Source organism: Mycobacterium sp. GA-1199 (assembly GCF_001500045.1).
GTDB lineage: Bacteria > Actinomycetota > Actinomycetes > Mycobacteriales > Mycobacteriaceae > Mycobacterium.
Map to the genome: position 1 here is coordinate 304117 of NZ_LQIX01000034.1, position 22327 is coordinate 326443.

Annotated in this window: 23 protein-coding genes; 12 read left to right on the plus strand and 11 right to left on the minus strand. The window is 67.0% G+C overall.

Annotated features, from left to right (window positions below; genetic code table 11):
- Positions 1-30: 30 nt before the first annotated feature.
- Positions 31-330 (minus strand): hypothetical protein, encoded by a 300-nt coding sequence (locus AU198_RS19390; protein WP_064350167.1) that lies wholly within the window; start codon positions 328-330, stop codon positions 31-33.
- Positions 331-354: 24 nt separating this feature from the next.
- Positions 355-756: a hypothetical protein gene (locus AU198_RS19395; RefSeq protein WP_064350168.1), complete on the minus strand. Its 402-nt coding sequence runs from the start codon at positions 754-756 to the stop codon at positions 355-357.
- A gap of 150 nt (positions 757-906) precedes the next feature.
- Between AU198_RS19395 and AU198_RS26270 the strand changes: the two genes are divergently transcribed.
- Positions 907-1047 carry a hypothetical protein gene (locus tag AU198_RS26270; RefSeq protein WP_156431672.1) on the plus strand — a complete coding sequence of 47 codons (141 nt, stop codon included), beginning with the start codon at positions 907-909 and terminating at the stop codon, positions 1045-1047.
- A gap of 93 nt (positions 1048-1140) precedes the next feature.
- On the opposite strand, the gene AU198_RS19400 is transcribed toward AU198_RS26270, so the two are convergent.
- The gene (locus AU198_RS19400) at positions 1141-1575 is read right to left on the minus strand and encodes a DUF4383 domain-containing protein (RefSeq protein ID WP_064350169.1); all 435 of its coding nucleotides are present in this window, start codon (positions 1573-1575) and stop codon (positions 1141-1143) included.
- A 145-nt stretch (positions 1576-1720) separates the two neighbouring features.
- Here AU198_RS19400 and AU198_RS19405 point away from each other — a divergent pair, with 145 nt between their 5' ends.
- The 3 genes from AU198_RS19405 to AU198_RS19415 all read left to right on the plus strand — a co-directional run bounded on the left by AU198_RS19405 (position 1721) and on the right by AU198_RS19415 (position 5184).
- Complete coding sequence (locus tag AU198_RS19405; RefSeq protein WP_064350170.1) at positions 1721-2380, plus strand: MOSC domain-containing protein; 660 nt, start codon at positions 1721-1723, stop codon at positions 2378-2380.
- Positions 2381-2603: 223 nt separating this feature from the next.
- Positions 2604-3563, plus strand: a complete 960-nt coding sequence (locus AU198_RS19410) for an esterase family protein (RefSeq protein WP_064350171.1) — start codon at positions 2604-2606, stop codon at positions 3561-3563.
- A gap of 67 nt (positions 3564-3630) precedes the next feature.
- Complete coding sequence (locus tag AU198_RS19415) at positions 3631-5184, plus strand: class I adenylate-forming enzyme family protein (RefSeq protein WP_064350172.1); 1554 nt, start codon at positions 3631-3633, stop codon at positions 5182-5184.
- A gap of 83 nt (positions 5185-5267) precedes the next feature.
- On the opposite strand, the gene AU198_RS19420 is transcribed toward AU198_RS19415, so the two are convergent.
- Complete coding sequence (locus AU198_RS19420; protein ID WP_064350173.1) at positions 5268-6452, minus strand: acyl-CoA dehydrogenase family protein; 1185 nt, start codon at positions 6450-6452, stop codon at positions 5268-5270.
- A gap of 46 nt (positions 6453-6498) precedes the next feature.
- Here AU198_RS19420 and AU198_RS19425 point away from each other — a divergent pair, with 46 nt between their 5' ends.
- Positions 6499-6945: an MOSC domain-containing protein gene (locus tag AU198_RS19425; RefSeq protein ID WP_064350174.1), complete on the plus strand. Its 447-nt coding sequence runs from the start codon at positions 6499-6501 to the stop codon at positions 6943-6945.
- 2 nt (positions 6946-6947) lie between these two features.
- Here AU198_RS19425 and ripD read toward each other — a convergent pair whose 3' ends face one another.
- Positions 6948-7487 carry an NlpC/P60 family peptidoglycan-binding protein RipD gene (ripD, locus tag AU198_RS19430; RefSeq protein WP_064350227.1) on the minus strand — a complete coding sequence of 180 codons (540 nt, stop codon included), beginning with the start codon at positions 7485-7487 and terminating at the stop codon, positions 6948-6950.
- A gap of 159 nt (positions 7488-7646) precedes the next feature.
- Here ripD and lhgD point away from each other — a divergent pair, with 159 nt between their 5' ends.
- Positions 7647-8855 carry an L-2-hydroxyglutarate dehydrogenase gene (gene lhgD, locus AU198_RS19435; protein WP_064350175.1) on the plus strand — a complete coding sequence of 403 codons (1209 nt, stop codon included), beginning with the start codon at positions 7647-7649 and terminating at the stop codon, positions 8853-8855.
- Positions 8856-8912: 57 nt separating this feature from the next.
- The gene (aceA, locus tag AU198_RS19440; protein ID WP_064350176.1) at positions 8913-11210 is read left to right on the plus strand and encodes an isocitrate lyase ICL2; all 2298 of its coding nucleotides are present in this window, start codon (positions 8913-8915) and stop codon (positions 11208-11210) included.
- A 150-nt stretch (positions 11211-11360) separates the two neighbouring features.
- Here aceA and AU198_RS19445 read toward each other — a convergent pair whose 3' ends face one another.
- The 5 genes from AU198_RS19445 to AU198_RS19465 all read right to left on the minus strand — a co-directional run bounded on the left by AU198_RS19445 (position 11361) and on the right by AU198_RS19465 (position 16552).
- Positions 11361-12710, minus strand: coding sequence for an aldehyde dehydrogenase family protein (locus tag AU198_RS19445; protein ID WP_197416169.1), 1350 nt, complete (start codon positions 12708-12710; stop codon positions 11361-11363).
- Between the two features lie 66 nt (positions 12711-12776).
- Positions 12777-13208 (minus strand): type II toxin-antitoxin system Rv0910 family toxin, encoded by a 432-nt coding sequence (locus AU198_RS19450; RefSeq protein ID WP_064350177.1) that lies wholly within the window; start codon positions 13206-13208, stop codon positions 12777-12779.
- 18 nt (positions 13209-13226) lie between these two features.
- Positions 13227-14534 carry a sensor histidine kinase gene (locus AU198_RS19455; RefSeq protein ID WP_082691118.1) on the minus strand — a complete coding sequence of 436 codons (1308 nt, stop codon included), beginning with the start codon at positions 14532-14534 and terminating at the stop codon, positions 13227-13229.
- Between the two features lie 63 nt (positions 14535-14597).
- Complete coding sequence (locus tag AU198_RS19460; RefSeq protein WP_064350178.1) at positions 14598-15332, minus strand: Rv0518 family GDSL lipase; 735 nt, start codon at positions 15330-15332, stop codon at positions 14598-14600.
- 2 nt (positions 15333-15334) lie between these two features.
- Positions 15335-16552: an acyltransferase family protein gene (locus AU198_RS19465; RefSeq protein WP_064350179.1), complete on the minus strand. Its 1218-nt coding sequence runs from the start codon at positions 16550-16552 to the stop codon at positions 15335-15337.
- Between the two features lie 295 nt (positions 16553-16847).
- On the opposite strand from AU198_RS19465, the gene AU198_RS19470 reads away from it, so the two are divergent.
- From AU198_RS19470 to AU198_RS19485, 4 genes are read left to right on the plus strand one after another with little or no spacing between them, the layout of a single operon-like run.
- Positions 16848-17303, plus strand: coding sequence for a Fur family transcriptional regulator (locus tag AU198_RS19470; protein WP_064350180.1), 456 nt, complete (start codon positions 16848-16850; stop codon positions 17301-17303).
- 33 nt (positions 17304-17336) lie between these two features.
- Complete coding sequence (katG, locus tag AU198_RS19475) at positions 17337-19580, plus strand: catalase/peroxidase HPI (protein WP_064350181.1); 2244 nt, start codon at positions 17337-17339, stop codon at positions 19578-19580.
- Between the two features lie 27 nt (positions 19581-19607).
- Positions 19608-20384 (plus strand): glutamine amidotransferase, encoded by a 777-nt coding sequence (locus AU198_RS19480; RefSeq protein WP_064350182.1) that lies wholly within the window; start codon positions 19608-19610, stop codon positions 20382-20384.
- A gap of 36 nt (positions 20385-20420) precedes the next feature.
- Entirely contained in the window at positions 20421-21074 is a 654-nt protein-coding gene (locus AU198_RS19485) for an alpha/beta hydrolase family protein (RefSeq protein ID WP_064350230.1), read from the plus strand.
- On the opposite strand, the gene AU198_RS26720 is transcribed toward AU198_RS19485, so the two are convergent.
- Positions 21075-21236 carry a hypothetical protein gene (locus AU198_RS26720; protein WP_231744720.1) on the minus strand — a complete coding sequence of 54 codons (162 nt, stop codon included), beginning with the start codon at positions 21234-21236 and terminating at the stop codon, positions 21075-21077.
- A gap of 293 nt (positions 21237-21529) precedes the next feature.
- Between AU198_RS26720 and AU198_RS19495 the strand changes: the two genes are divergently transcribed.
- On the plus strand, positions 21530-22189 hold the full coding sequence (locus AU198_RS19495; RefSeq protein WP_064350183.1) for an MBL fold metallo-hydrolase: 660 nt from the start codon (positions 21530-21532) through the stop codon (positions 22187-22189).
- Positions 22190-22327 lie beyond the last annotated feature (138 nt).

Below are 22327 nucleotides of genomic sequence, written 5' to 3' on the forward strand. Positions count from 1 at the left end.
CAGCCAGCGCGGTGCGTCTGACGCGCGAGGTCAGTCCTCTTCGGGCGAGGCTACGTCGGCCTGATATCGCTGGCGACGCTGTTCGTCGGTCTGCTCCCACCATGGCGGCGAACCCCGCTCACCCAATGCGACCTTGGCTGCGTGCACACCGGCACGTGCGGCCATTTCGCCGCCAGTTCCCTTGGCGCGGCGCACTTCTCGGCGCCATGCCATGAGTATGCGGGTCAGCTCGGCCCGCCGATCCTCGGGTATGGCCGGATCGGTGGCGCGCCACCGGCGACCGTTGATGACGATGAAGTGGCCGTCATCGGTCAGCTGCGGCTCACCCATCGGCCGATATTAGCTCCGGCGAAATCAGCCCTGAGGGCACGGCCCGGGGAGGAACAGCGACCAGCACCAGCCCGGCGGGAGGGGTGGCGTGAAGCCGGGCGGCGGCGGTGGCGCCTCGCCTTCGAAGATGTTCTGCGCGACGTTGCCCTGCCCGTGGTAGACGTACCAATAGGTGTGGCATACGGAGTTGTCCCACACCACCGGGTTCACCCGCAGGTTTCCGGTCTGCACCGGCGGATCACCAGGGCACCAGCGGCAGGGTCCCGACGGATTGGCATCCGGGCATCCGGGCCACGCCTGCAGCGGCGCCGGCCCACCGGGCAGTGCTTGGGCCGTGCCCGCTGCGGATCCGAACCCGACGGCGGCGATCGCGAACGACATCACTGCCGCGCCGAGGATCCGCTTCGAGGTGTGGGTTGTGTTCATGTTTCGTCCTCTTGCTCGGTGCGGCGCTCGATGCGCGTCCTCGGGGCAAGTACACGAGAGCCGTTCGGCTACCGAACCCAACTACGCGGTTTTCTTCACCCTGGGTACGGGTATCGCTCGCCGAGACGATCGTGGACTAGGAGAGAAATGATGAGCTCACCCGAACAGGCCTCGGACGACGCGAACAAGGGTGAGGGCGCAGAGCAAGGGGTCCCGCCGACGGCTCCCGCTTATTCGACGCCACCGCCCGAGGGAATCCCCTCGGCCGACGACAAGGACGACGCCGAGTAGCCGGCACCTCTAGTGTGCATTCAGATCGCAAATCCACGCCGTATCACCACTTTTGACGATCTAAGCGCACACTAGCGGAGGCGGCGGCCCGGGTCACGACCCCTTACGCAGGTCGGCAAGCGAGTTCTGCAATCCGCCGTCCATGCGGATCTGAATACCGGCCACCGCCAGCATCACCGCGGCGGTCACCAGGTGCACCACCGCGTCGGTGATGTTGTTGGGGAACGTGAACACGTACGCCACCTGGTGTGAGAAGAACGCCCAGATGCCTGGCAACGCGCCCGCCACCGCCGCGACGAGCAGATACAACACCGCCCACGACTTGCGCAACGCGAACACCAGTCCCGGGCCGAACAGGGCCAGTCCGGCGACAGCGTGCCATCCGTTGTAGTCCATCCCGAGAACCTGTGCGGTCGGTGCGCCCGGGCCCGTTGCGAAACTCGGCTCGACGATGAAGCCGATCACCGCCTGGACGACGTGGAAAATCGCGATGACCAGCAGACCTACCTGGGCGAAACTCCACTTCACGGTTACACCATTCCGTCGTCGACACCGGCTCCGTGAATACTACGCTCGGTAGTAGTGCCGTGGAAGGGGTTCGAGTGCAACTGCAGGCGAGAAATCCTGCGAGGCGGGCGGCGCGGCCCATCGCTAACCTGTCCGGGTGGCAGAAGTGCTGTCGGTCAATATCGCGCGAGTGCGGGTCAATCCCGATGCGCCGTCGAGGTCAACGGGCATCGACAAGGCCGCCGTGCCGGACCGGGTCGCGGTGCGCGCGCCGGGTCCGATGCGCGGCGGTCTGGGTAGCGGACTCGTCGGCGACACCATCGGCCATACCAAGCTGCACGGCGGTGACGATCAAGCGGTCTACGTATACGCGCGAGAAGACCTCGACGACTGGGAAACTCGACTCGATCGCCAATTGACCAACGGGATGTTCGGCGAGAACCTCACCACCACGAACGTCGACGTGACACAGGCGCGCATCGGTGAACGCTGGCGCGTCGGCGCCGACGGTCTGCTCCTCGAAGTCTCGGCTCCGCGCACACCGTGCCGCACCTTCGCGGCGTTCCTGCAAATCGACCGCTGGATGAAGACCTTCACCGCGGCCGCCAAACCCGGTGCCTATCTACGCGTCATCTCACCGGGAACGGTCGGCGCAGGCGACAAGATCTCCGTCGAGCACCGCCCCGACCATGACGTGACCGTCGAGTTGGCGTTCCGCGCCAGGATGTCTGACGCTTCCTTGCTTCCAGAGCTGCTCGCAGCCGACGCGTTGTCCGCCGAGCTCAAAACCTACGTGCGCAAACGCCTGCCGACCAACGGCAAATAGGCCCGTGCGGCCCTCCGGCGCAACGGTGACGCCGCCCACTCTCCGGTAACGGGACCGCCCTCGGTGTCGACATAACCGTCAGCAGCGGCTACGCGCGGCGGGCGCCCGAAGTATCGCGGCAGGTGTGAAGCAGCAGCGCCTGACCGGCAGCCCGACCCGGCTCCGGTACGTCCACCGCGACGACCGCTCGGCGGTATCCCTCGACCAGGAAAGTTCAAGAGCGATGACAATGCGACACAGTTGGGCGCGCCGCATGATGGCCGGCGCGCTGGCGGCCCTGCTCATACCGGGCCTGGTCGCGGTGGCGGGTGGAACGTCCACCGCCGCGGCATACTCACGGCCGGGGCTTCCGGTCGAGACCCTCATGGTCCCGTCGGCCGCAATGGGCCGCGACATCCCGGTCAAGTTCCAGGGCGGTGGCCCGCACGCGGTCTATCTGCTCGACGGCCTGCGGGCGCGCGACGACAACAGTGGCTGGGACATCGAAACCGCCGCGTTCGAGAACTACTTCGAGTCCGGTCTGTCGGTCGTGATGCCGGTCGGCGGCATGTCCAGCTTCTACACCAACTGGCAGGGACCCGCGGTCGGCAACGGCGGAACCTACACCTACCAGTGGGAGACCTTCCTGACCTCCGAACTGCCCGCGTATCTGGCTGCCAACAAGGGCATCTCGCCCAGCGGCAACGCGGTGGTCGGCCTGTCCATGTCGGGTAGCGCTGCGCTGATCCTGGCCGCCTACCACCCGGGTCAGTTCCGCTACGCCGCCTCGCTGTCGGGCTTCCTCAACCTCTCCGACGGCATCTGGCCGCTGTTGGTCGGCGTCGCGATGCGCGACTCGGGCGGCTTCAGCGCCACGGCGATGTGGGGCCCACCCGGCAGCTCGGCCTGGAAGCGCAACGACCCGACGGTCAACGTCGGCAAGCTGGTGGCCAACGGCACCCGCATCTGGGTGTACTGCGGCAACGGCGTCCCGTCCGAACTCGGCGGCGGCGGCGACATCGCCGGCCAGTTCCTCGAGACCATCACGCTGGACAGCAACAAGAACTTCCAGCAGGCCTACGAAGCAGCCGGCGGAGGCAACGGCACGTTCAACTTCCCCGCCAATGGCACCCACGGATGGGGCTACTGGGGTTCGCAGCTGGCCGCGATGAAGGGCGACATCCAAGCCACGCTGGGCGCCTGAGTCCCGCTGACGCCACTGGGCGACCGCCTCGTGCGGTCGCCCAGTACGCGTCGGAGACAATCGCGGGGTGACGCAGCAGCCGCGACCGACCGTGCCCGCGCTCCTGGCCCAGGCGTGCCAGAAGTTCGGCGACCACACCTATCTGGTCACCCCGACGGATCGCCTCACCTACCGCGAGGCTCATGAGCGCTCGGCGCGCATCGCGCGGTGGCTTCTGGGTGAAGGTGTCGGTAAGGGAACCCGCATCGGCCTGTTCTTCCCCAACGGGGTGGACTGGGTGTTGTGGTGGTTGGCCGCCTCCCGCATCGGCGCGCTGGTCGTGCCGCTGAGCACGCTCTACGCGCCGGCGGAGATAGCCAAAGTCGCGCGGCTGGCCGACATCGCGCTGATCATCGCCCCGAGCCGCGTGCTGAGCATCGATGTCGCCGACCGATTCGAAGCGGCCTGGCCGGAGCTGACGACACAGCAGGGCGGGCGGTTGGCGATGACGGGCGCACCGTACCTGCGTCGAATCGTGTTCGTCGACGGCCCGGTTCCCGCCTGGGCCACTCCTTGGGACGGTGACGCCGACGGCCCACCGGACGAACTGCTGTCCGCCGCAGAGGCCGAGGTCTCCCCCGCCGACCTGGCCGTCGTCATCCACACGTCGGGGTCGACCGCGGACCCGAAGGGCGTCATGCACACGCACGGCACCCTCGTGCGGCAGACCTCGACATGGCCGAACGCGATCCGTGCGGTATCCAAAAGCGAAGGTGCGGTTCGGATTCTGTGCGCGATGCCGTTCTTCTGGGTCGGTGGGTTGCTCGCGGCGACCGGTGCGCTGCACGAACCCGTCACCGTACTCGTCATGCCGCGACCGGACGCCGAGGGCGCACTCGATCTGATCGAGCGCGAACGGGCAGCCGGAGTCGTCGGATGGCCCGCGTTCACCCAACGGCTCCGTGAGCATCCGAGTTTCTCCGACCGCGACTTGTCCTGCGCGCCGATGTTGCGCGACGGACCGCTGGACATAGCGATGGTCGACGTACCCGACGGATATCCCGTGCACCGCACCATGTCCGAGACCGCCGGCGGGTTCGCCTACACCGACATGTGCATCGTCGACGACGACGGGACACCCGTTCCCGACGGGCAGGTCGGCGAACTGTTGATCCGCGGCATCGGCGTGATGGCCGGCTACAACAAGCGCGAACGGTGGGAGACGTTCGACGAAAATGGCTGGTACCACACGGGTGACCGCGTCTACCGCAGACCCGGCGACCCGCGGCTGTTCTACGTCGGCCGGACGACCGACATGATCAAGGCCGCCGGCGCCAACGTCTCACCGCTCGAAGTCCAGGCGGTCATCGAGGAATCCCCCGCCGTGGCACAGTGTCTCGTGCTCGGCATCGACGACCCCCGCCGCGGGGAGCAGGTGTGCGCGGTGGTCGTGCCCGCCGCCGGCGTGGACGTCGACACGTTGGCCGCCCACGCCCGCACACACCTGTCGGCGTACAAGGTGCCGACCCGCTGGGTGCTGGCCTCCAGCGAGCAGATCCCGATCCTGCCCAGCGGAAAGTTCGACCGCAAGACGCTGAGCACGATGATCGTCGACGGTGTCCTCGAGTCGGTCATCCGGTGACCGAGCCGGGTGTCCTGCGGACAACGGACGGGGCGACGAACTCGGCCGCATCATCGCCGAAATTCGTTGCCCGCACGGGGTGATCAGAGGCCGAACTGGTCGTCGATGATGCCCAGCCAGACCTGAGCCGCGTCGATCGCCACCTTCTCGCTGATGAACGCGTGCTGGGTACCGGTGTACATGTCGCGGAACGCGCGTTCCAGGCGGCTGCCCTCGCGGATCGAGCTGGTGCCCGCGACCAGATGTGCCCACTCCGCGCACTGGCGGGCGGCGTCGGTGGCGTACACGGCAGCGACTCTCATGTCCGCGCGCAGGGCCGGGGTGAGGTCCTGCCCCGCCGCCACACTGGCTTCGGCCGTCGCGAACGCATCGAGCACCAGCAGCCGCGCCGCCCGCCAGGCCGCCACGTGATGGGCCAGTCCCTTCTGGAACGTCGGGCGACTGGCCAGCGACGCCATATCGCTCATCCGGAACTTCGTCGCGGCCAGCTCTTCGACGTCGTCGAGCATGCTCTTGGCGACGCCGAGTGCCCACGACGCGTGCCCGGCCGCGGTGACGGGCATCATCCCCATCCGCGTCGCGGGCGACGATCCGCGCAGCGGCTCGCGGGTGAACAACGCGAATGTGCGCTCGTCCGGCACGAACACGTCCTCGACGCTGTAGTCGTACGAGCCCGTCCCCTTGAGGCCCTGCACGTGCCAACCGTCGTTGAAGCTGACCTGTTCACGCGGCAGGATCGCGATCTGCATGTCCGGCACACCGTCGCTGACCCAGCGGATCTCGGTCCCGTCCATCGGCAGGAAACCCGCAGCGACATACTGCGAATGCCCGATCCCCGAACCGAAGCTCCAGGACCCGGTCAGCCGGTAGCCACCGGGTACGGCGGTGCCTTGACCGTTGGGGAAGAACTGCCCGCCCATCGTGACCCGGTTGTCGTGCGCGGTGAACACCTCGGCGAACCCGGCGTCCGGCAAGTACGCGGCCGCGGCGAACGATGACGGCAGGTTGGCGATACCGATCCAGCCGAAAGACCCGTCCTGCCAGGCCATCTCGATCCAGGTCTCGATCATCTCGGCGAACGACGGTTCGCTGCCACCGGCGGGCGCGGGGTTGAACGCCGTCATCAGCCCGGTGTCCCACATCGCGTCGACGACGGCCGGGCTCAGCGTGCGCAGCCGCTCCGACTCACCGGCCTCCGTCTGCACGATCTCGCGCAGGGTGCGCACTCGTCCGGCGATTCCCTCGGCGGCATCCAATGTCGACGTCATCAGTCCTCTTTATCAGCGATCGTCGCGCCGCACATACACTTCGGCCGTGCACGTCACCGCGCTCAACATCGCACCGGGTAGCCGGTTGCCGATGCGCTCCGTCGGCGAGGTGGTCGCCGAGGCGGGAACCGGTCTGGTCGGCGACCGCTATCACGGCACCCGGCATCGCCACGTCACCGTCCAGTCACAAGAGCTGCTGGACCGCGCGGCGGCCGACCTGGGTTACGCCTTCGACCAGGCCCAGACCCGGCGCAACGTCACGGTGGACGCCGGTGAGATCCCCACCAAGCCCGGCACCCGGCTGCTCGTCGGCGATGTGCTTCTGGAGGTGGTGCGGGTCTCGGCCCCATGCCGCCTGTTGGACGACTGGATCGGTGCCGGCGCCGCCACAGCGCTGCGCCGCCGCGGTGGTTCCGCCTGTCGCCTGCTCAGCTCGGGAACGATCCGGCTCGGCGACCCGGTCGAGGTGCTGACCGCGTCAGGGCTTCAGTGACGTCACTTGATGATGCGAACCAGGTACGGCGCCATGTTGTTGGTCCGCACCGGCGACGTCGCCACACCCGATTCGGTGGCCTCCAGCATCTGACCGTTGCCCAAAAACAGTGCCACGCTCTGATTTCCGTTGGGGCCGTAGAAGATCATGTCTCCGGGCAGCGCCTCGGCCGGCGACACTTTCTGCCCGACGTTGTACTGCGCGCCCGAGGACCGCGGCAGCTTGACCCCGATACCGGCGAACGAATACACCATGAGGCCGGACGCGTCGAAACCGACGGTGCTGACCGCGGGATCAAGGCCGACGATGTGGCCTTCGCGGTCGAGTCCGGCGACGTTCTCGGCCGTGCCGCTGCCCTTCGTCGGCCCGTTCGCGTCTCCCCCGCCGTAGGAGAATGGGACACCGCGCTGCGACAGACCGCGGGCGATGACCTGGTCGACCGCCTGCTGGTTGACAGCGGACCGTGTCGGCGCGGCGGCCGCCACCCCAGGAAGGGTCACCAACAGGGCGACGCCGATCACCAAGGCGTAGATGCGTCTCATGGTTCGTTGCTCTTTCTCGACTGCGCGCATACCGATGGCGCTGTAATCACTTGTACCGGTTCGTTTGCTCGTAATGCCAATTCGCGCCTGGCCCAAGGCCAATGAGATGCAGTACCGTGACCGAACAGTGATTACCTCCTTCTGTTGCGGCGTCCGCCGATGACCGAACGGGTCGCAGTGGTCGGCGGCGGCATCCTGGGTGTCGCGGTGGCCCGTGAGATCGTGCGGCGTCGTCCGGAATCCGATGTCACGCTCTTCGAGAAGGAAGACCGTCTCGCATCGCACCAAACCGGCCGCAACAGCGGGGTCGTGCATGCCGGTTTGTACTACCAACCCGGTTCACAGAAGGCCGTGCTCTGTCGTCGCGGGGTCAATTTGCTCGAAGAGTTCTGCGCCGAGCGTGGGATCCGTCGGATGGCTTGCGGCAAGGTCCTCGTCGCGCTCACCGACGAGGAGAAGGCGAGGCTCGCCGACATCGAGCGGCGGGCGTTGGCGAACGGCGTCCCAGGGGTGCGGATCATCGGGGCCGAGGAACTGCATGAGCTCGAACCCCATGTGCGCGGCATCGCCGCATTGCACTCCCCGTCGACCTCGATCGTCGACTATGCGGAGGTGACCAGGGAGCTTGCCGTCGACGCTGTGGCAGCCGGTGCGAAAGTCCTTCTCGGACACGAGGTTACGGGATTGCAGGCGGGCGAAACCGAGGTGGTGGTCAGCGCCAGCACCGCCGGAGACGGTGAACAGGTGCGATTCGACCGGGCGGTCGTGTGCGGTGGTCTGCACAGCGACCGGCTCGCCGAGATGGCCGGGGACGGCCCGAATCCGGTGATCATGCCGTTCCGGGGCGAGTACTACGCGCTGAAACCGCACCGCCGCGATCTCGTCAACGGTCTGGTCTATCCCGTGCCCGACCCGCGCTATCCGTTCCTGGGTGTCCACCTCACCCCGCGCGTGGACGGTGAGGTGCTCATCGGGCCCAACGCGGTGCTGGCGCTGGCGCGCGAGGGCTATTCCTGGGGCACGTTCTCACCGCGCGATCTGGCCGGGATCGCCTCGACGCCGGCGTTCTGGCGGTTCGCCCGCCGACACTGGCGCACGGGTGTCCGCGAGGTGTTCGGATCACTGTCGCGGCGGCGATTCATCACCGCCGCCAGGGCCTACGTGCCGTCGCTACGCGACGAGGACGTGGTGCCCGGCACGGCCGGCGTGCGGGCCCAGGCCCTGGACCCAGACGGAGGTCTGGTCGACGACTTCCGCATCAGCGTCCGCGGTCGCGTCGTGGTGCTGCGCAATGCGCCATCACCGGCGGCAACCTCAGCGCTGGCGATCGCCGAGCACGTCGTCGACACGTTCGAGGCGTCGACTTGAGGGCTCCACCCTGCTGATAACGCCATCCCCGGCAAGACCGGGTCGTACTGTGGGTACATGGCCATCATCGAAACGGACGCCGCGCCTTCGACCCCGTTCGACCAGGAGGTCGCTGCCACGCAGCGGTACTTCGACAGCCCGAGATTCGACGGCATCATCCGCCTCTACTCGGCCCGTCAGGTCGCCGAACAACGCGGCACGATCCCCTCCGACTACATCGTGGCGCGCGAGGCCGCCACGGCGTTCTACGAGCGCCTGCGCGAACTGTTCGCACAGAAGAAGAGCATCACCACCTTCGGCCCGTACTCGCCGGGCCAGGCCGTGACGATGAAGCGGATGGGCATCGAGGGCATCTACCTCGGCGGCTGGGCGACGTCCGCCAAGGGGTCGACCACCGAAGACCCCGGGCCCGACCTGGCCAGCTACCCGCTCAGCCAGGTGCCCGAGGAGGCCGCGGGCCTGGTGCGGGCGTTGCTCACCGCCGACCGCAACCAGCAGTACCTGCGGCTGCAGATGTCCGAAGAGCAACGCGCCGCGACACCCGCCGTCGACTTCCGCCCCTTCATCATCGCCGACGCCGATACCGGCCACGGCGGAGATCCGCACGTGCGCAACTTGATTCGCCGGTTCGTGGAGGCCGGAGTGCCGGGCTACCACATCGAGGACCAGCGGCCGGGCACCAAGAAGTGCGGCCACCAGGGCGGCAAGGTGCTGGTGCCGTCCGACGAACAGATCAAACGGCTCAACACCGCGCGTTTCCAGCTCGACATCATGCGGGTCCCCGGCATCATCGTGGCCCGCACCGACGCCGAGGCGGCCAACCTGATCGACAGCCGCGCCGACGAGCGCGACCAACCATTCCTGCTCGGCGTGACCAACCTCAAGGTGCCGTCGTACAAATCGTGCTACCTGGCGATGATGCGGCGCTTCTACGAGGCGGGCGTCACCGAACTCAACGGCCATCTGCTCTACGCGCTGCCCGAAGGCGAGTACGCCACCGCCAACGCCTGGCTCGACCACCACGGGATCGGCGATGCGGTCGCCGAGGCCGCCTCGGAGTACCAGGATCGCCCCGACGGCGAGATCGACGCGATCTTCGACCGGGTGGAATCGAAGGCCGTCGACGCCTGGCAGGTCGATGCCGGCCTGATGACCTACGGCGAGGCGGTCGCCGAGCTGCTCGAGTTCCGCGAGAGCGAGGGCGAACAACTCGACATGAGTGTCGCGGAGTGGCGTGCGTTCGCCGAGCGCGCGCCGCTGTACACCGCGCGGGAGAAGGCCAGGGAGATCGGGGCGGCCGTCGGCTGGGACTGCGAGCTGGCCAAGACCCCGGAGGGCTACTACCAGGTTCGCGGTGGGATCCCGTATGCGATCACGAAATCGCTTGCCGCCGCACCGTTCGCCGACATCCTCTGGATGGAGACCAAGACCGCCGACCTCGCCGATGCGCGCGAGTTCGCCGAGGCGATTCACGCCGAGTTCCCCGAGAAGATGCTGGCCTACAACCTGTCCCCCTCGTTCAACTGGGACACCACCGGCATGACCGACGACGAGATGCGGGCCTTCCCCGAGGAGCTCGGAAAGATGGGGTTCGTCTTCAACTTCATCACCTACGGCGGTCATCAGGTCGACGGTGTCGCGTCCGAGGAGTTCGCCACCGCGTTGCGCCAGGACGGCATGCTCGCGCTGGCGCGACTGCAGCGCAAGATGCGCCTGGTCGAATCGCCTTATCGCACACCGCAGACGCTTGTCGGCGGGCCGCGCAGCGATGCCGCGCTTGCCGCGTCGTCGGGCCGCCTGGCGACCACCAAGGCGATGGGCAAGGGCTCGACCCAGCACCAGCATCTCGTGCAGACCGAGGTGCCGAAGAAGCTGCTCGAGGAGTGGCTGGCGATGTGGGGCGAGCATTACAAACTCGACGAGAAGCTGCGGGTGCAACTGCGCCCGACGCGGCCGGGGTCAGACGTGCTCGAGTTGGGCATCTTCGGTGAGCGCGACGGTGAGGACGAGAAACTGGCCAACGTGATCGTCGACCCGATCAAGGACCGGCACGGGCGCAGCATCCTGACGGTGCGCGACCAGAACACGTTCGCCGAGAAGCTGCGCCAGAAGCGATTGATGAGCGTGGTCCACCTGTGGCTGATCCACCGGTTCAAGCCCGAGATCATGTACTACGTCACGCCGACCGAGGACAACATCTATCAGACCGAGAAGATGAAGTCGCACGGCATCTTCACCGACGTGTACCAGGAGGTCGGCGAGATCATTGTGGCCGACATCAACCAGCAGCGGATCGAGGAACTGCTGAATCCCGACCGGGAGGCGCTGGGGCGGCTGATCCGCAAGGAGGATTGAGGCGGCTGCTGCGTATTCCGTGCGACGGCTGTCTCCCGCGCGTGGGTGCGTGCCGGTGACCTCTCGCGAGGTTGATCCGCGCAGTGCCCGCCTATCAGCGAAAAATTCGCTGGGAGCGAAAGATTCGCTGAGAGGTGGGCAGAGAGGTGGTCAGATGCCCGGCGGCGAGATGTGTACGACCTTCATCTCGGTCATTTCGTCGAGCAGTTCCGGGCCGAAGCCGAAGCCGTTGCCGCTCGCGCGACGCGGTTGTGACGCCCCGCCGGGCGCTCCGCCGAAGACGTCGTTGATCTTCACCGTGCCGACCGGCAGGGCGCGCCAAGCCTCCTGCGCGTGCGCCATGTCGGCGGTCAGCACGGTCGCAGCCAAGCCGTAGCGGTCGTCGGCCGCTTCCCGCAGCGCGGCGTCGAAGTCCGGAACCACTCGCACCGGCGCCACCGGACCAAAGGTCTCCTCGCGGAACACCAACATCTCCGGCGTGCAGTCCGCCAACACGGTCGGCGGATAGAACGAACCGGGACCCGGCCGCGGCGCGCCGCCCGCCAGAACCCGTGCGCCGTTGGCCACCGCGTCCTCGACCTGCTCTTGCACCACGTCCCGCTGACGCCCGTCGACCAACGGCCCGATCCGGTCGGCCCACGCTCGCGCTTCCGATGCCAACTCGTCGAGGAACGCCTCAGCCAGCGACTCGACCACGAAGACCCGCTCCACCGAAACGCAGATCTGCCCGGCGTTGGCGAAGGCGCCCAGCGCGGTCTGCTCGGCCGCCCACCGCGGCTCCACACCCGCGTCGACGATCAACGCGTCGTTGCCGCCGTTTTCCAGCACGGTCTTGGCCCCGCGCTCCGCGCAAACTCGCGCGATCGCGCGGCCGGTCGCGCTGCTGCCGACGTGCGCCACCACGTCGACGTCGGCCGCCGAGCAGAGCCGGGCGCCGACCGATCCGTCACCGTCGAGGATCTCGAGCACACCGTCGGGAAGCTGCTGGGCCAACAGTTCGGCGAACCGCCGACCGGTCGCCGGGCACCGCTCACTTGGCTTGTGCACCAACGTATTTCCCGTCACCAACGCCGCGCCCAGCAGGCCGGCCGCGACGGCCACCGGATCGTTCCACGGCGTGAGAACCGCGACGACGCCGCGCGGTTCGGGAACCATCAGGTCGGTTGCCGACCAGGAGCCGTGCAGGCTGCGGCCGCGATGCAGCGGTCCGAGCTCGGCGTACTGCACCAGCGTGCCCGCACCCGCGTCGACTCCGCCCAACGCGTCGTCGCGGAGCTTGCCGGTCTCACGTTCGTTGAGCTCGGCCAGTTCCTCGGCTGCGGCGCGGACCGCTGCGGCCGCCTTGGTCAGCGCAGCCGCGCGGTCGGCGGCGGGGGTACGCGCCCACCCCGGTGCGGCGGCGCGCGCTCGTGCGACGGCTTGGGCGCAGCTCGAGGGATCGGTGATCGGGATTCTGCTGACTTCGTCGCCGGTACGCGGATCGAGAACCGTCAACTCCATGGTCTGAGACACGCGAATGGTGGTACCCGCCAGGATCCCGACCAACCGCGCGACGGGCGGGGCCGCTCAGCCGTAAAGCTCTTCGAACTTGCGGATCGAACGTTCGATGTCGCCCTTGACCGCGCGGGCCGCCGTCGCACCGATGGGGCCGAACAGCGGCGCTCCCCCGAGATTCATCGTGAGGGTGAAGGCCGAACCGGCTTCGGTCGGCGCGACCGTCATCGTGAGCCCGTACCTGGTGCCGCCGACGCCTTTTCCGGTGACCTCGATCAGCTTGGGCGGGTCGAATTTCTGGATGGTCCACGTGACGCGGTTGCGCAGCCCCTTGGCCCCCGCGACACCGACGATCGTGGTGCCGACCGTCAGCTCGTCCGGCAGCTCGCTGCGCCAACCTTCGTGCATGACCATCCAGTCCCCCAGCGCGTTGAGATCCGATACGTGCTCCCACGCCTCCTGCGGGCTCAACGTGAGCTGACGCGACATCTCGAGCTTGGCCATCTTCGAATCGTAGACAGCTCAGCTCGGCGCGGGCAGGCGTAACACCAACCGGGCGCCGCCGAGCGGGCTGGCCTCCATCGCCGCGGTGCCCCCGTGCAGCTCGGCCTGCTGAGCCACCAGCGCCAGCCCCAACCCCGAACCGGATCGCGCCGCCGTCGACCCGCGGGAGAACCGCTCGAACACCGCGGCGCGTTCGTCCTCGGGTATCCCGGAACCGTTGTCGTCGACCGTGATCTGTACACCTTCACCGGAAGCGACTGCGCCGAGCTGGATTTCGGTGGCGTCGCCGTGCTTGATCGCGTTGGTGATCGCGTTGTCGACGACGAGCCGCAGCCCGGCGGGCAAGCCGATCATGAGCACCGTCGTCGACGACGACAGCGACACCTTGAGCCCGGGATAGTTGCGCATCGCGTCGTGTGCGGCCCGGTCCAGCAGTTCGGTGATGTCGACGGGGACGAAGTCGTCGACGGTGGTCAGTTCGCCCTGTGCGAGCCGCTCCAACGCGGTCAGGGTCGCCTCGATCCGGCTCTGGGTGCGCATGACGTCGGCGATGACCTCCTGGCGCTGCTCGTCCCGCATCTGAAGCGTGGAGAGCACCTCGAGGTTGGTGCGCATCGCGGTCAGGGGTGTGCGAAGTTCGTGTGAGGCCACCGCGGCGAAGTCTCGTGCCGACTCCAGCGCCGCTCGCGTGCGCTGCTGTTCATCGCCGATACGGGCGAGCATCCCCTCGACGGCTTCGGCGATCTCGACGGCCTCCTGTACGCCGCGCACCTGAACCTCTTCGGGTTTGGACTGGGCGTTGATCGCGCGGGCCTGCTGGGCCAGCAGGCGGAACGGGTTGATCATGATCGACCACATGACCCAGCCGACTAGCACGGTGCCGACGATGACGCCGCCGCAGATCAGCAGTACCCGTCGGTGCAGTTCGTCGATGCGGCGTTGGGTTTCGGCCAGTGGAGCGCCGATGGCGATCAAGGCCCCGCCGGCGGTGAACGTCCGGACCCGGTACTGGACACCGTCGATGGTGGTGTCGGCGTAACCGACCGGGAACTCCGGCAGCACGATGTTCTCCGGGATGGAGACCGTGATGCCGTCGACGCGGGCGGTGCGGACCAGGCCGCCGTCCGGGATCGGCGGGTTCAGGTCAGCCTGTTGCGCGGTGCGCAGCAGCTCACTGATGTCGCCGAGGCTGCTCACCGAGTCGAGGCGACGGTCCAGCTGGCTGTACTGGTCGTTGGTGACGCCGAACCACACCCACGCGCCCAGCGTGATCACCAGCGCGACCACCGACAACGCCGCGACGATCACGATGATGCGCAGCGACATCACCCGGGTCAGCAGCTGGTACAGGCGTCCACCGAGTCGCACGATCAGCAACGATAGGCCGGATCACACCCGCCGCGGCAGTTGCGCGCCGATCAATGGCGCAATCCTCTCCGCCATGTAGGTGTGACCGGCGTCGGTGGGATGCACGCCGTCGGGCCCGATCAGCTCGGGCCGGTCCACGAACCACCGGGCTGCGATCGGGTCGACGAACGTCGCGCCGGCCAGTTCCGCCTGATATTTGAGGGTGTCGCGGATGCGTACCACCGCGGCGGGGACGTCAGCCGTCGGCCACGGCGGCCCGATCACGAGGAAGAGCGCGGACGGTGCGATGCGCCGCGCCAATTGGAACGTGCCGTAGACCAGGACCGACAACTGTGTGGGGTCGACGTTCTGGTCGTTGCGCGAACCGAAGAACACCACCAGCGTGTCATCGGGTGTGACCGTCGCGGCGGTCAAATCCTCGAAGAGGCTGCCCCGGTTGCCGCGGGTGCCGTAGCCGGCTCCGCCTTCGGCGCCGACCACCGCTGTGGTGGACAGTCCCTGCTGAGCCAGGATCTGCCAAGCCTGGGTGGTCCACGATTTCTCGCCGAGCCCGCCTTCGGGACCGCCGGTCGTGTACGAGTCGCCGATCACCGCGATGCGGTTGAACGCGAAGCTGAGCGCGTCGAACTCCTTGTGCTCCATAGGTTTCAGGTGTTGACAACCGGTGACCACGAGGATGGCGATTGCCACCGCGATGGTCAGTGCGCTTCTCAGCGCGCCGACGTAGGGCCGTGTGGACACGCGCGTGAGAAGCATCGTCACCCGGCGCGGGCGGTCATCACTTCCGAGCGTTTGCGCGGACGGGACACGGTGTGCAGCTTGCCGACCGCGTCCGGGGTCGAAGCGGCGGGGCCGTTCATCATGCTGCGCATCCATTTCCGGGCGGGCTCCTCGACAAAGTGGTACAGCATGACCGCGCCGATCAGCGCGGTGCCAAGCAAGGCAACCATTATGAGCTTGCCCGTGAAGTCCGATGACAGCCGCAGCCCGAATTGCTGCACCATCCAATCCCAGGTGGTGTGCACCAGCTCATGAACCATGTAGAGGCTGAACGACACATGTCCGAGGTACACGACCGGCCCCCGCGAGAGAAGCCAGGGCAGCGACCCGGCGCCAATGGCCAGGCTGAACAGCAGCGGCACGAAAAGCACATCGACCAAGCCGGCGCTGTCCACGATCTTGGGCAGCGGATGTGCGTCGAGTCGGTAGAGGATCGCGACGATCACGACGCCGAGGAGGAGCGCGGCGTACCCGGCGGCATGCCGAGCCTGATCGTTCGGGTCGAGCTTGCGTACCGCCGCAGCGATCAGGGCGCCCGCGGTGAACTGCATGACGATCCGCGGTAGCCAACTCCACGGGGTGTAGAACTGCCCGGACGCCAGCAGAAGCAGGATCGGCGGCGTCACGGCGACGAAGGCCAGTGCGATCAGGCCCCGCGCCCGCGTCGACCGAGCGATGCGGAAGATCACCACGATCAGACCGCCGAAAAGCAGATAGGCCAGCCACTCCGCGCTGATCGACCAGGCGGGCCCGTCCCAGCTGGAGCCGTCGAAATAGGGCACGAACCACAGTTGGATCATCAATGCCTGGCGCAGATAGTTCGTCGCCGTCAATGTCTCGGCCGCCGGTGAGGGCACCCGGCCGACCTGCAGGGTGAAGATGATCCACAAAGCCGCCAGATGCATCGTCACCAGGTAAACGGGCCAGACGCGGGCCAACCGAAGCCACAGGAAGCGCAACGTGGCTCGCCACTCGAACGAGGGCCCCATGCGGTCGAGATAGTTCCACGTCAACACGAACCCGCTGAGCATGAAGAACAGGTCGACGCCCTGGGCGCCGCAGTTCAGCAGTGGGGCCAATGCCGAGCGAAACCCCGGCACCGACTGCTCTAGCAGTGGCCGGAAGTGAAAGAGCACCACCCACACGGCGGCGACGATGCGCAGGCCGGAAAGGGCCTTGATTTCTCCGGTGCGCACAACACTCTCTTCGCGGATGTCCGTAGCGTTTCGTTCGGGTCTCGCCTGATAGCCACCCGCCGGGTTGGTCCACTCCCCTGACCACAGACCCCGGCAGCCACCGAAGGGTAGCAGCGAGGCTTGCCGCGGTTCATGCCCGAAAAGTGCGCGCAGCGCCGCGTGCGACGTCCGAAAACGTTGGTAACGAGGCACTTCGGCGACGACAGCAACGTCGGTGAAAAGTTCAACGACACGCCGATGAGCCAACCTTGAACCAACTCTTGACTGATTCCAGAAAACAGAGCATATTGGCAGCGTGTCCCCCACGCCCGACTACGCGGAACGGCTACGCGCCGCCGATCTTCGCGTGACCCGCCCGCGGCTCGCGGTGCTGGAGGCGGTTTACGGCAACCCCCACGCCGATACCGAATCGATTTTCGGCGCGGTGCGTCGCGCCCTTCCCGACGTCTCACGACAGGCCGTATACGACGTGCTCGCCGCGCTCACCAGCGCGGGTCTGGTGCGCAAGATCCAGCCTTCCGGTTCGGTCGCCCGCTACGAGTCGCGTGTCGGCGACAACCACCATCACGTCGTATGCCGGTCATGTGGCGTCATCGCCGACATCGACTGCGCCGTCGGTGCAGCGCCCTGCTTGACGCCGTCGGACCCGGAGGGCGCGCTGGACGGATTCGTGCTCGACGAGGCCGAAGTCATCTATTGGGGCTTGTGCCCAGAGTGCTTGGTATCGCAGGTTTCCCGATCACAACCGTGATCACAGCCCAATCAACCCACCGGAAGGAACGCTGTGTCATCTGATACGTCCGACGCTCGCCCGCCTCATGATGATTCCAAGACAGCCAGCCACAGCGAGAGCGAGAACCCGGCTATCGATTCGCCGAAGCCGAAGTCGCACGCTCCGCTGACGAACCGGGACTGGTGGCCCAACCAGGTCGACGTGTCGGTGCTGCACAAGCAGAACGAGAAGGGCAATCCGCTCGGCCAGGACTTCAACTACGCCGAGGAATTCAAGAAGCTCGACCTCGAGGCCTTCAAGGCCGATGTCCACAAGCTGATCACCACCTCACAGGACTGGTGGCCGGCCGACTACGGCAGCTACGCCGGCCTGTTCGTCCGCATGAGCTGGCATGCCGCGGGCACCTACCGGATCTTCGACGGGCGCGGCGGTGCGGGTCAGGGCGCACAGCGCTTCGCGCCGCTCAACAGCTGGCCGGACAACGCTCAGCTGGACAAGGCCCGGCGGCTGCTGTGGCCGATCAAGCAGAAGTACGGCAACAAGATCTCCTGGGCGGACCTCATCGCGTACGCCGGAAACGCCTCGCTCGAGGTCTCGGGATTCAAGACCAAGGGTTTCGCATTCGGTCGCGAAGACATCTGGGAGCCCGAGGAGATGCTCTGGGGCCAGGAGGACACCTGGCTGGGTACCGATCAGCGCTACGGCGGGACCAACGATTCGGACCGCAAGCTGGCCGAGCCGTTCGGCGCGACCACCATGGGCCTGATCTACGTCAACCCCGAAGGCCCCGAGGGCAAGCCGGATCCGTTGGCGGCCGCGCACGACATCCGCGAGACCTTCGGCCGGATGGCGATGAACGACGAGGAGACCGCGGCGCTGATCGTCGGCGGCCACACTCTCGGCAAGACGCACGGCGCCGGCGACGGTGATCTGGTGGGACCGGAGCCGGAAGCTGCCCCCATCGAGCAGCAGGGCCTCGGGTGGAAGTGCGCGTTCGCCTCCGGCAAGGGCCCTGACACCATCACCAGTGGGCTCGAGGTGGTCTGGACGCCGACCCCGACGGAGTGGGGCAACGGCTACCTGCAGAACCTGTACGGCTACGAGTACGAATTGACCAAGAGCCCCGGGGGCGCTTGGCAATTCGAGGCCAAGGACGCCGAGGCGATCATCCCCGATCCGTTCGGCGGACCGCCGCGCAAGCCGACGATGCTCGTCACCGACATCTCGATGCGCGAAGATCCGATCTACGGCGCGATCACCCGCCGTTGGCTCGACCATCCCGAGGAGATGGACGAGGCCTTCGCGAAGGCGTGGTTCAAGTTGATGCACCGCGACATGGGCCCGGTGAGCCGCTATCTCGGGCCGTGGATCCCCGAGCAGGAGATCTGGCAGGACCCGGTGCCTGCGGTGGACCACGAGCTGGTCGACGAGCAGGACATCGCCCAGCTCAAGAGCAAGCTGCTCGACTCGGGCCTGACCGTGCAACAGCTGATCAAGACCGCATGGTCGTCGGCGTCGAGCTTCCGCGGCACCGACAAGCGCGGTGGCGCCAACGGCGCGCGGATTCGGCTCGAGCCGCAGAAGAACTGGGAGGCGAACGAACCCGCCGAGTTGGCGCAGGTGCTTCCGGTTCTCGAGCGCATCCAGCAGGAGTTCAACAGCTCGGCGAGCGGCGGCAAGAGGATCTCGCTGGCCGACATCATCGTGCTGGGCGGCTCGGCGGCGGTCGAGAAGGCCGCGCGCGACGGCGGTTACGAGATCAACGTGCACTTCGCGCCGGGCCGTACCGACGCCTCGCAGGAACAGACCGACGTTGAGTCCTTCGCGGTGCTCGAACCGCGGGCGGACGGTTTCCGTAACTTCGCGCGAGCGGGTGAGAAGGCTCCGCTGGAGCAGTTGCTGGTCGAGCGGGCCTACATGCTCGACCTGACCGCTCCGGAGTTTGCGGTGCTGATCGGTGGTCTGCGGGTGCTGAACGTCAACCACGGCGGCAGCAAGCACGGCGTGTTCACCGACCAGCCGGGCGTGCTGAGCAACGACTTCTTCACGAACCTGCTCGACATGGGTACGGAGTGGAAGTCGGGTGCGGCGGAGAACGTCTACGAGGGTGTGGACCGCGCGACCGGTCAGCTCAAGTGGACTGCCACCGTCAACGACCTGGTGTTCGGCTCGAACTCGGTGCTGCGCGGTATCGCCGAGGTTTACGCGCAGGACGACAGCAAGGACAAGTTCGTCGAGGACTTCGTCGCTGCCTGGGTCAAGGTCATGAACAACGATCGGTTCGACCTCGATTAACAGGCGAGTCTGATCGTCGGTAACGACATGCGGCACCCCGCGGGCTCATCGGGCTCGCGGGGTGTCGTGCTTTCTGCGCCGTTTTTGTTGCTCTCCATCCGCGGTGAGGACGCCGCTGCCGAGGACGAGTACCGGGCGATTATGCGCTTCGGTGGTCTGGATACGACGGGTGTGCGCCGGATCGATCTGCTCCACGAACCGCTGGGTTCTATCGACCTCGCCGACTGGTCGGGCATCATCCTCGGCGGCGGTCCGTACAACGTCAGCGATGCGCCGGAGTCGAAATCGACGACGCAACGACGGGTCGAGGCAGAACTACTCGACTTGATCCAACGCATCGTGGAAGCGGACTACCCATTCCTCGGATGTTGTTACGGCGTAGGCACGTTGGGCACCGTCATCGGGGCGGTCATCGACCGTACGTATCCGGAACCCGTCGGAGGCATGAAGATCATGGTCACCGACGCGGGTCGCCACGATCCACTCTTCACCGACCTGCCCGATGTCTTCGATGCCTACGGCGGACACAAGGAAGCGGCCGCGGTGCTGCCACCCGAGGCACTGTGCCTGGCGACCTCACCGCAATGCCCGGTTCAGGCGTTTCGGGTCAGGCAGAACGTCTACGCCACACAATTCCATCCCGAGCTCGACCTGGACGGTATCGACGTCCGCCTCGATGCCTACAAGAACCATGGTTACTTCGCACCGGAGTCGGCGGAGCAGTTGAAACTCCAAGCGCGGCAATGGAAAGTCCGATATCCGCAGACCATCCTGCGCCGGTTTGTAGACCGGTATGCGCGTTGACGGTTGGTTCCGCGGTCGCCGGGGCACTCCAGGGTGATGCACACCGTCGAGTACTCCCCCGGCCGATCCGCAGACATCTTCGGCGATCCGGCGCAACCGACAATTCTGATGTGGCACGGCGCCCAGACCGATTCGCGCACCGCGATGCGGCCGCTGGCTGAACGGGTCCACGCGCACGGATTGGCGGTCGTGCTGGCCGACTGGGACTCTCACGCCGACGACCGCGGGCGTAGTGACCTGCTGGCATCGGCCGAGTTTTCGCGGCAGTACGCCGGCGACGGGCCGCTGGTCGTCGTCGGCTGGTCGATGGGCGGCCTGGCGGCGGCGGGCCTGGCGATTCACGCGCGACAGTTCGAGGTGGCCCACACCGTATGCCTGGCGGGGGCGTTCATGGTTCCCGACCCGATCAGCGGGTCGCCGCTGCCCACGTCGCTGGACGGCGACCCGGTGCCGTTCACACTGTTGCACGGCGCACGCGACGACGTGATACCTCCGTCGGCCAGCCAGGAGTTCGCCTCGACACTGGAGCGCAACGGCTGGCCCGTCTCGTGCGTCGTGCTGGAGGCCGACCACGGATCGATCGCGGGTGCGACGTACGACCCTGCCGCCGACCGCTATTCGGCCGCGACGGATGAGGCGTCGTTGTCGGTTGCTGCGGATGTGGCGGCGCGGACCGCTGCGGTGCTCTGATCACTCGGCGGTGTCGATGCGATGGGCCCATCGCAGGTGGCCGCCGCCCATGTCGGTACACACGAACGCCACGCCGTCGGAGCCTTGAGCCGACGCGTTCTGTTCGGTGCAGTCCATCGCGACGTTGTAAATACCGATGAGCGGTCCGGCGGGTGTCCACACGCCCACCCTGTTGCAGACGAACGTCGCGCCGTCGGGACCAAGCCCGTAGTTGAAATACTTGCCGGGCTACAGGGCGTTCCCTCGACGACGTTGCGGGCGACATTGGGCACGCAATCGGCGGAGTAGCACACCGCCGACGCGTTGGGAGCCACGGCGATCGACGTGGCGATGGTCAGGGCAGCCGCCAGTGCGGCGATTGGTGGGCGGGCCATCTTTCGATGGTGGCACTCGGATGCGAAGTTCGGTGAAGAATCACTTGACCTCAACAATGGTTCAGGTCGCAGAGTCGAGTCATGACTACTTCCACGACGCGGTTGACCCGGATTCGGGACGATCTCTGGCAGACCCGGACGGACACGCCATTCCCTGGACTCACCACGCACGCGTATCTGTGGCGAGGTCCGCGTGGCAACGTGCTGTTCTACAGCCCCGCCACGAATGCCGACTTCGACGCGATCGACGCGCTCGGCGGCGTCAGCGCGCAGTATCTGTCGCATCTCGACGAGGCCGGGCCGAACCTGAAGCGGATCGAAGAGCGGTTCGATCGCCGGCTGCACGCCCCGGAGGCGGAGGTCGACGCCATTGCAGAGCATGCGCGTGTCGACGTGGCAATCGGTAGTGTGCGGCATGTCGACGCCAACGGTGTCGAGGTGCTACCCACGCCGGGTCATTCATCAGGCAGCACAAGCTATCTCGTAACGGGCGTGACCGGTGAGCGATACCTGTTCACCGGCGACACCATGTTTCCGACCGCCTCGGGGACGTGGGCAACGTTCCTAGTACCGGGCCGCGGTGACGCCGGCCAACTGCGCGAAAGTGTGGAGCTGCTGGGCACCGTCGCCCCAGACCTGGTGATCTCGAGTGCATTCGGTGGCGAGTCGGCATGGATGGCCGTGGACTCGCGTTCGTGGGCCGACTGCGTGGCTCAAGCCCTGGCGACCGTGCCGTCATAGGTCTCTGCTTTGGCCGGCGGCTCGGCAGGTCTCGTTTGTGAAACTACCGACGCTTTTCAACGGCATTGTCAACCGGTGAGTGCAACGTTTAGGCGGCGGCTTGGTTGAGGAGTGCGGCTAACCGCTGGGCCGGTGTGT

Coding starts and splice junctions, on each gene's coding strand:
- AU198_RS19390 (WP_064350167.1), bottom strand. CDS start 330: ATGGGTGAGCCGCAGCTGACCGATGACGGCCACTTCATCGTCATCAAC.
- AU198_RS19395 (WP_064350168.1), bottom strand. CDS start 756: ATGAACACAACCCACACCTCGAAGCGGATCCTCGGCGCGGCAGTGATG.
- AU198_RS26270 (WP_156431672.1), top strand. CDS start 907: ATGAGCTCACCCGAACAGGCCTCGGACGACGCGAACAAGGGTGAGGGC.
- AU198_RS19410 (WP_064350171.1), top strand. CDS start 2,604: ATGACAATGCGACACAGTTGGGCGCGCCGCATGATGGCCGGCGCGCTG.
- AU198_RS19420 (WP_064350173.1), bottom strand. CDS start 6,452: ATGACGTCGACATTGGATGCCGCCGAGGGAATCGCCGGACGAGTGCGC.
- ripD (WP_064350227.1), bottom strand. CDS start 7,487: ATGAGACGCATCTACGCCTTGGTGATCGGCGTCGCCCTGTTGGTGACC.
- lhgD (WP_064350175.1), top strand. CDS start 7,647: ATGACCGAACGGGTCGCAGTGGTCGGCGGCGGCATCCTGGGTGTCGCG.
- aceA (WP_064350176.1), top strand. CDS start 8,913: ATGGCCATCATCGAAACGGACGCCGCGCCTTCGACCCCGTTCGACCAG.
- AU198_RS19445 (WP_197416169.1), bottom strand. CDS start 12,710: ATGGAGTTGACGGTTCTCGATCCGCGTACCGGCGACGAAGTCAGCAGA.
- AU198_RS19450 (WP_064350177.1), bottom strand. CDS start 13,208: ATGGCCAAGCTCGAGATGTCGCGTCAGCTCACGTTGAGCCCGCAGGAG.
- AU198_RS19455 (WP_082691118.1), bottom strand. CDS start 14,534: ATGTCGCTGCGCATCATCGTGATCGTCGCGGCGTTGTCGGTGGTCGCG.
- AU198_RS19460 (WP_064350178.1), bottom strand. CDS start 15,332: ATGCTTCTCACGCGCGTGTCCACACGGCCCTACGTCGGCGCGCTGAGA.
- AU198_RS19480 (WP_064350182.1), top strand. CDS start 19,608: ATGCGGCACCCCGCGGGCTCATCGGGCTCGCGGGGTGTCGTGCTTTCT.
- AU198_RS19485 (WP_064350230.1), top strand. CDS start 20,421: ATGCACACCGTCGAGTACTCCCCCGGCCGATCCGCAGACATCTTCGGC.
- AU198_RS19495 (WP_064350183.1), top strand. CDS start 21,530: ATGACTACTTCCACGACGCGGTTGACCCGGATTCGGGACGATCTCTGG.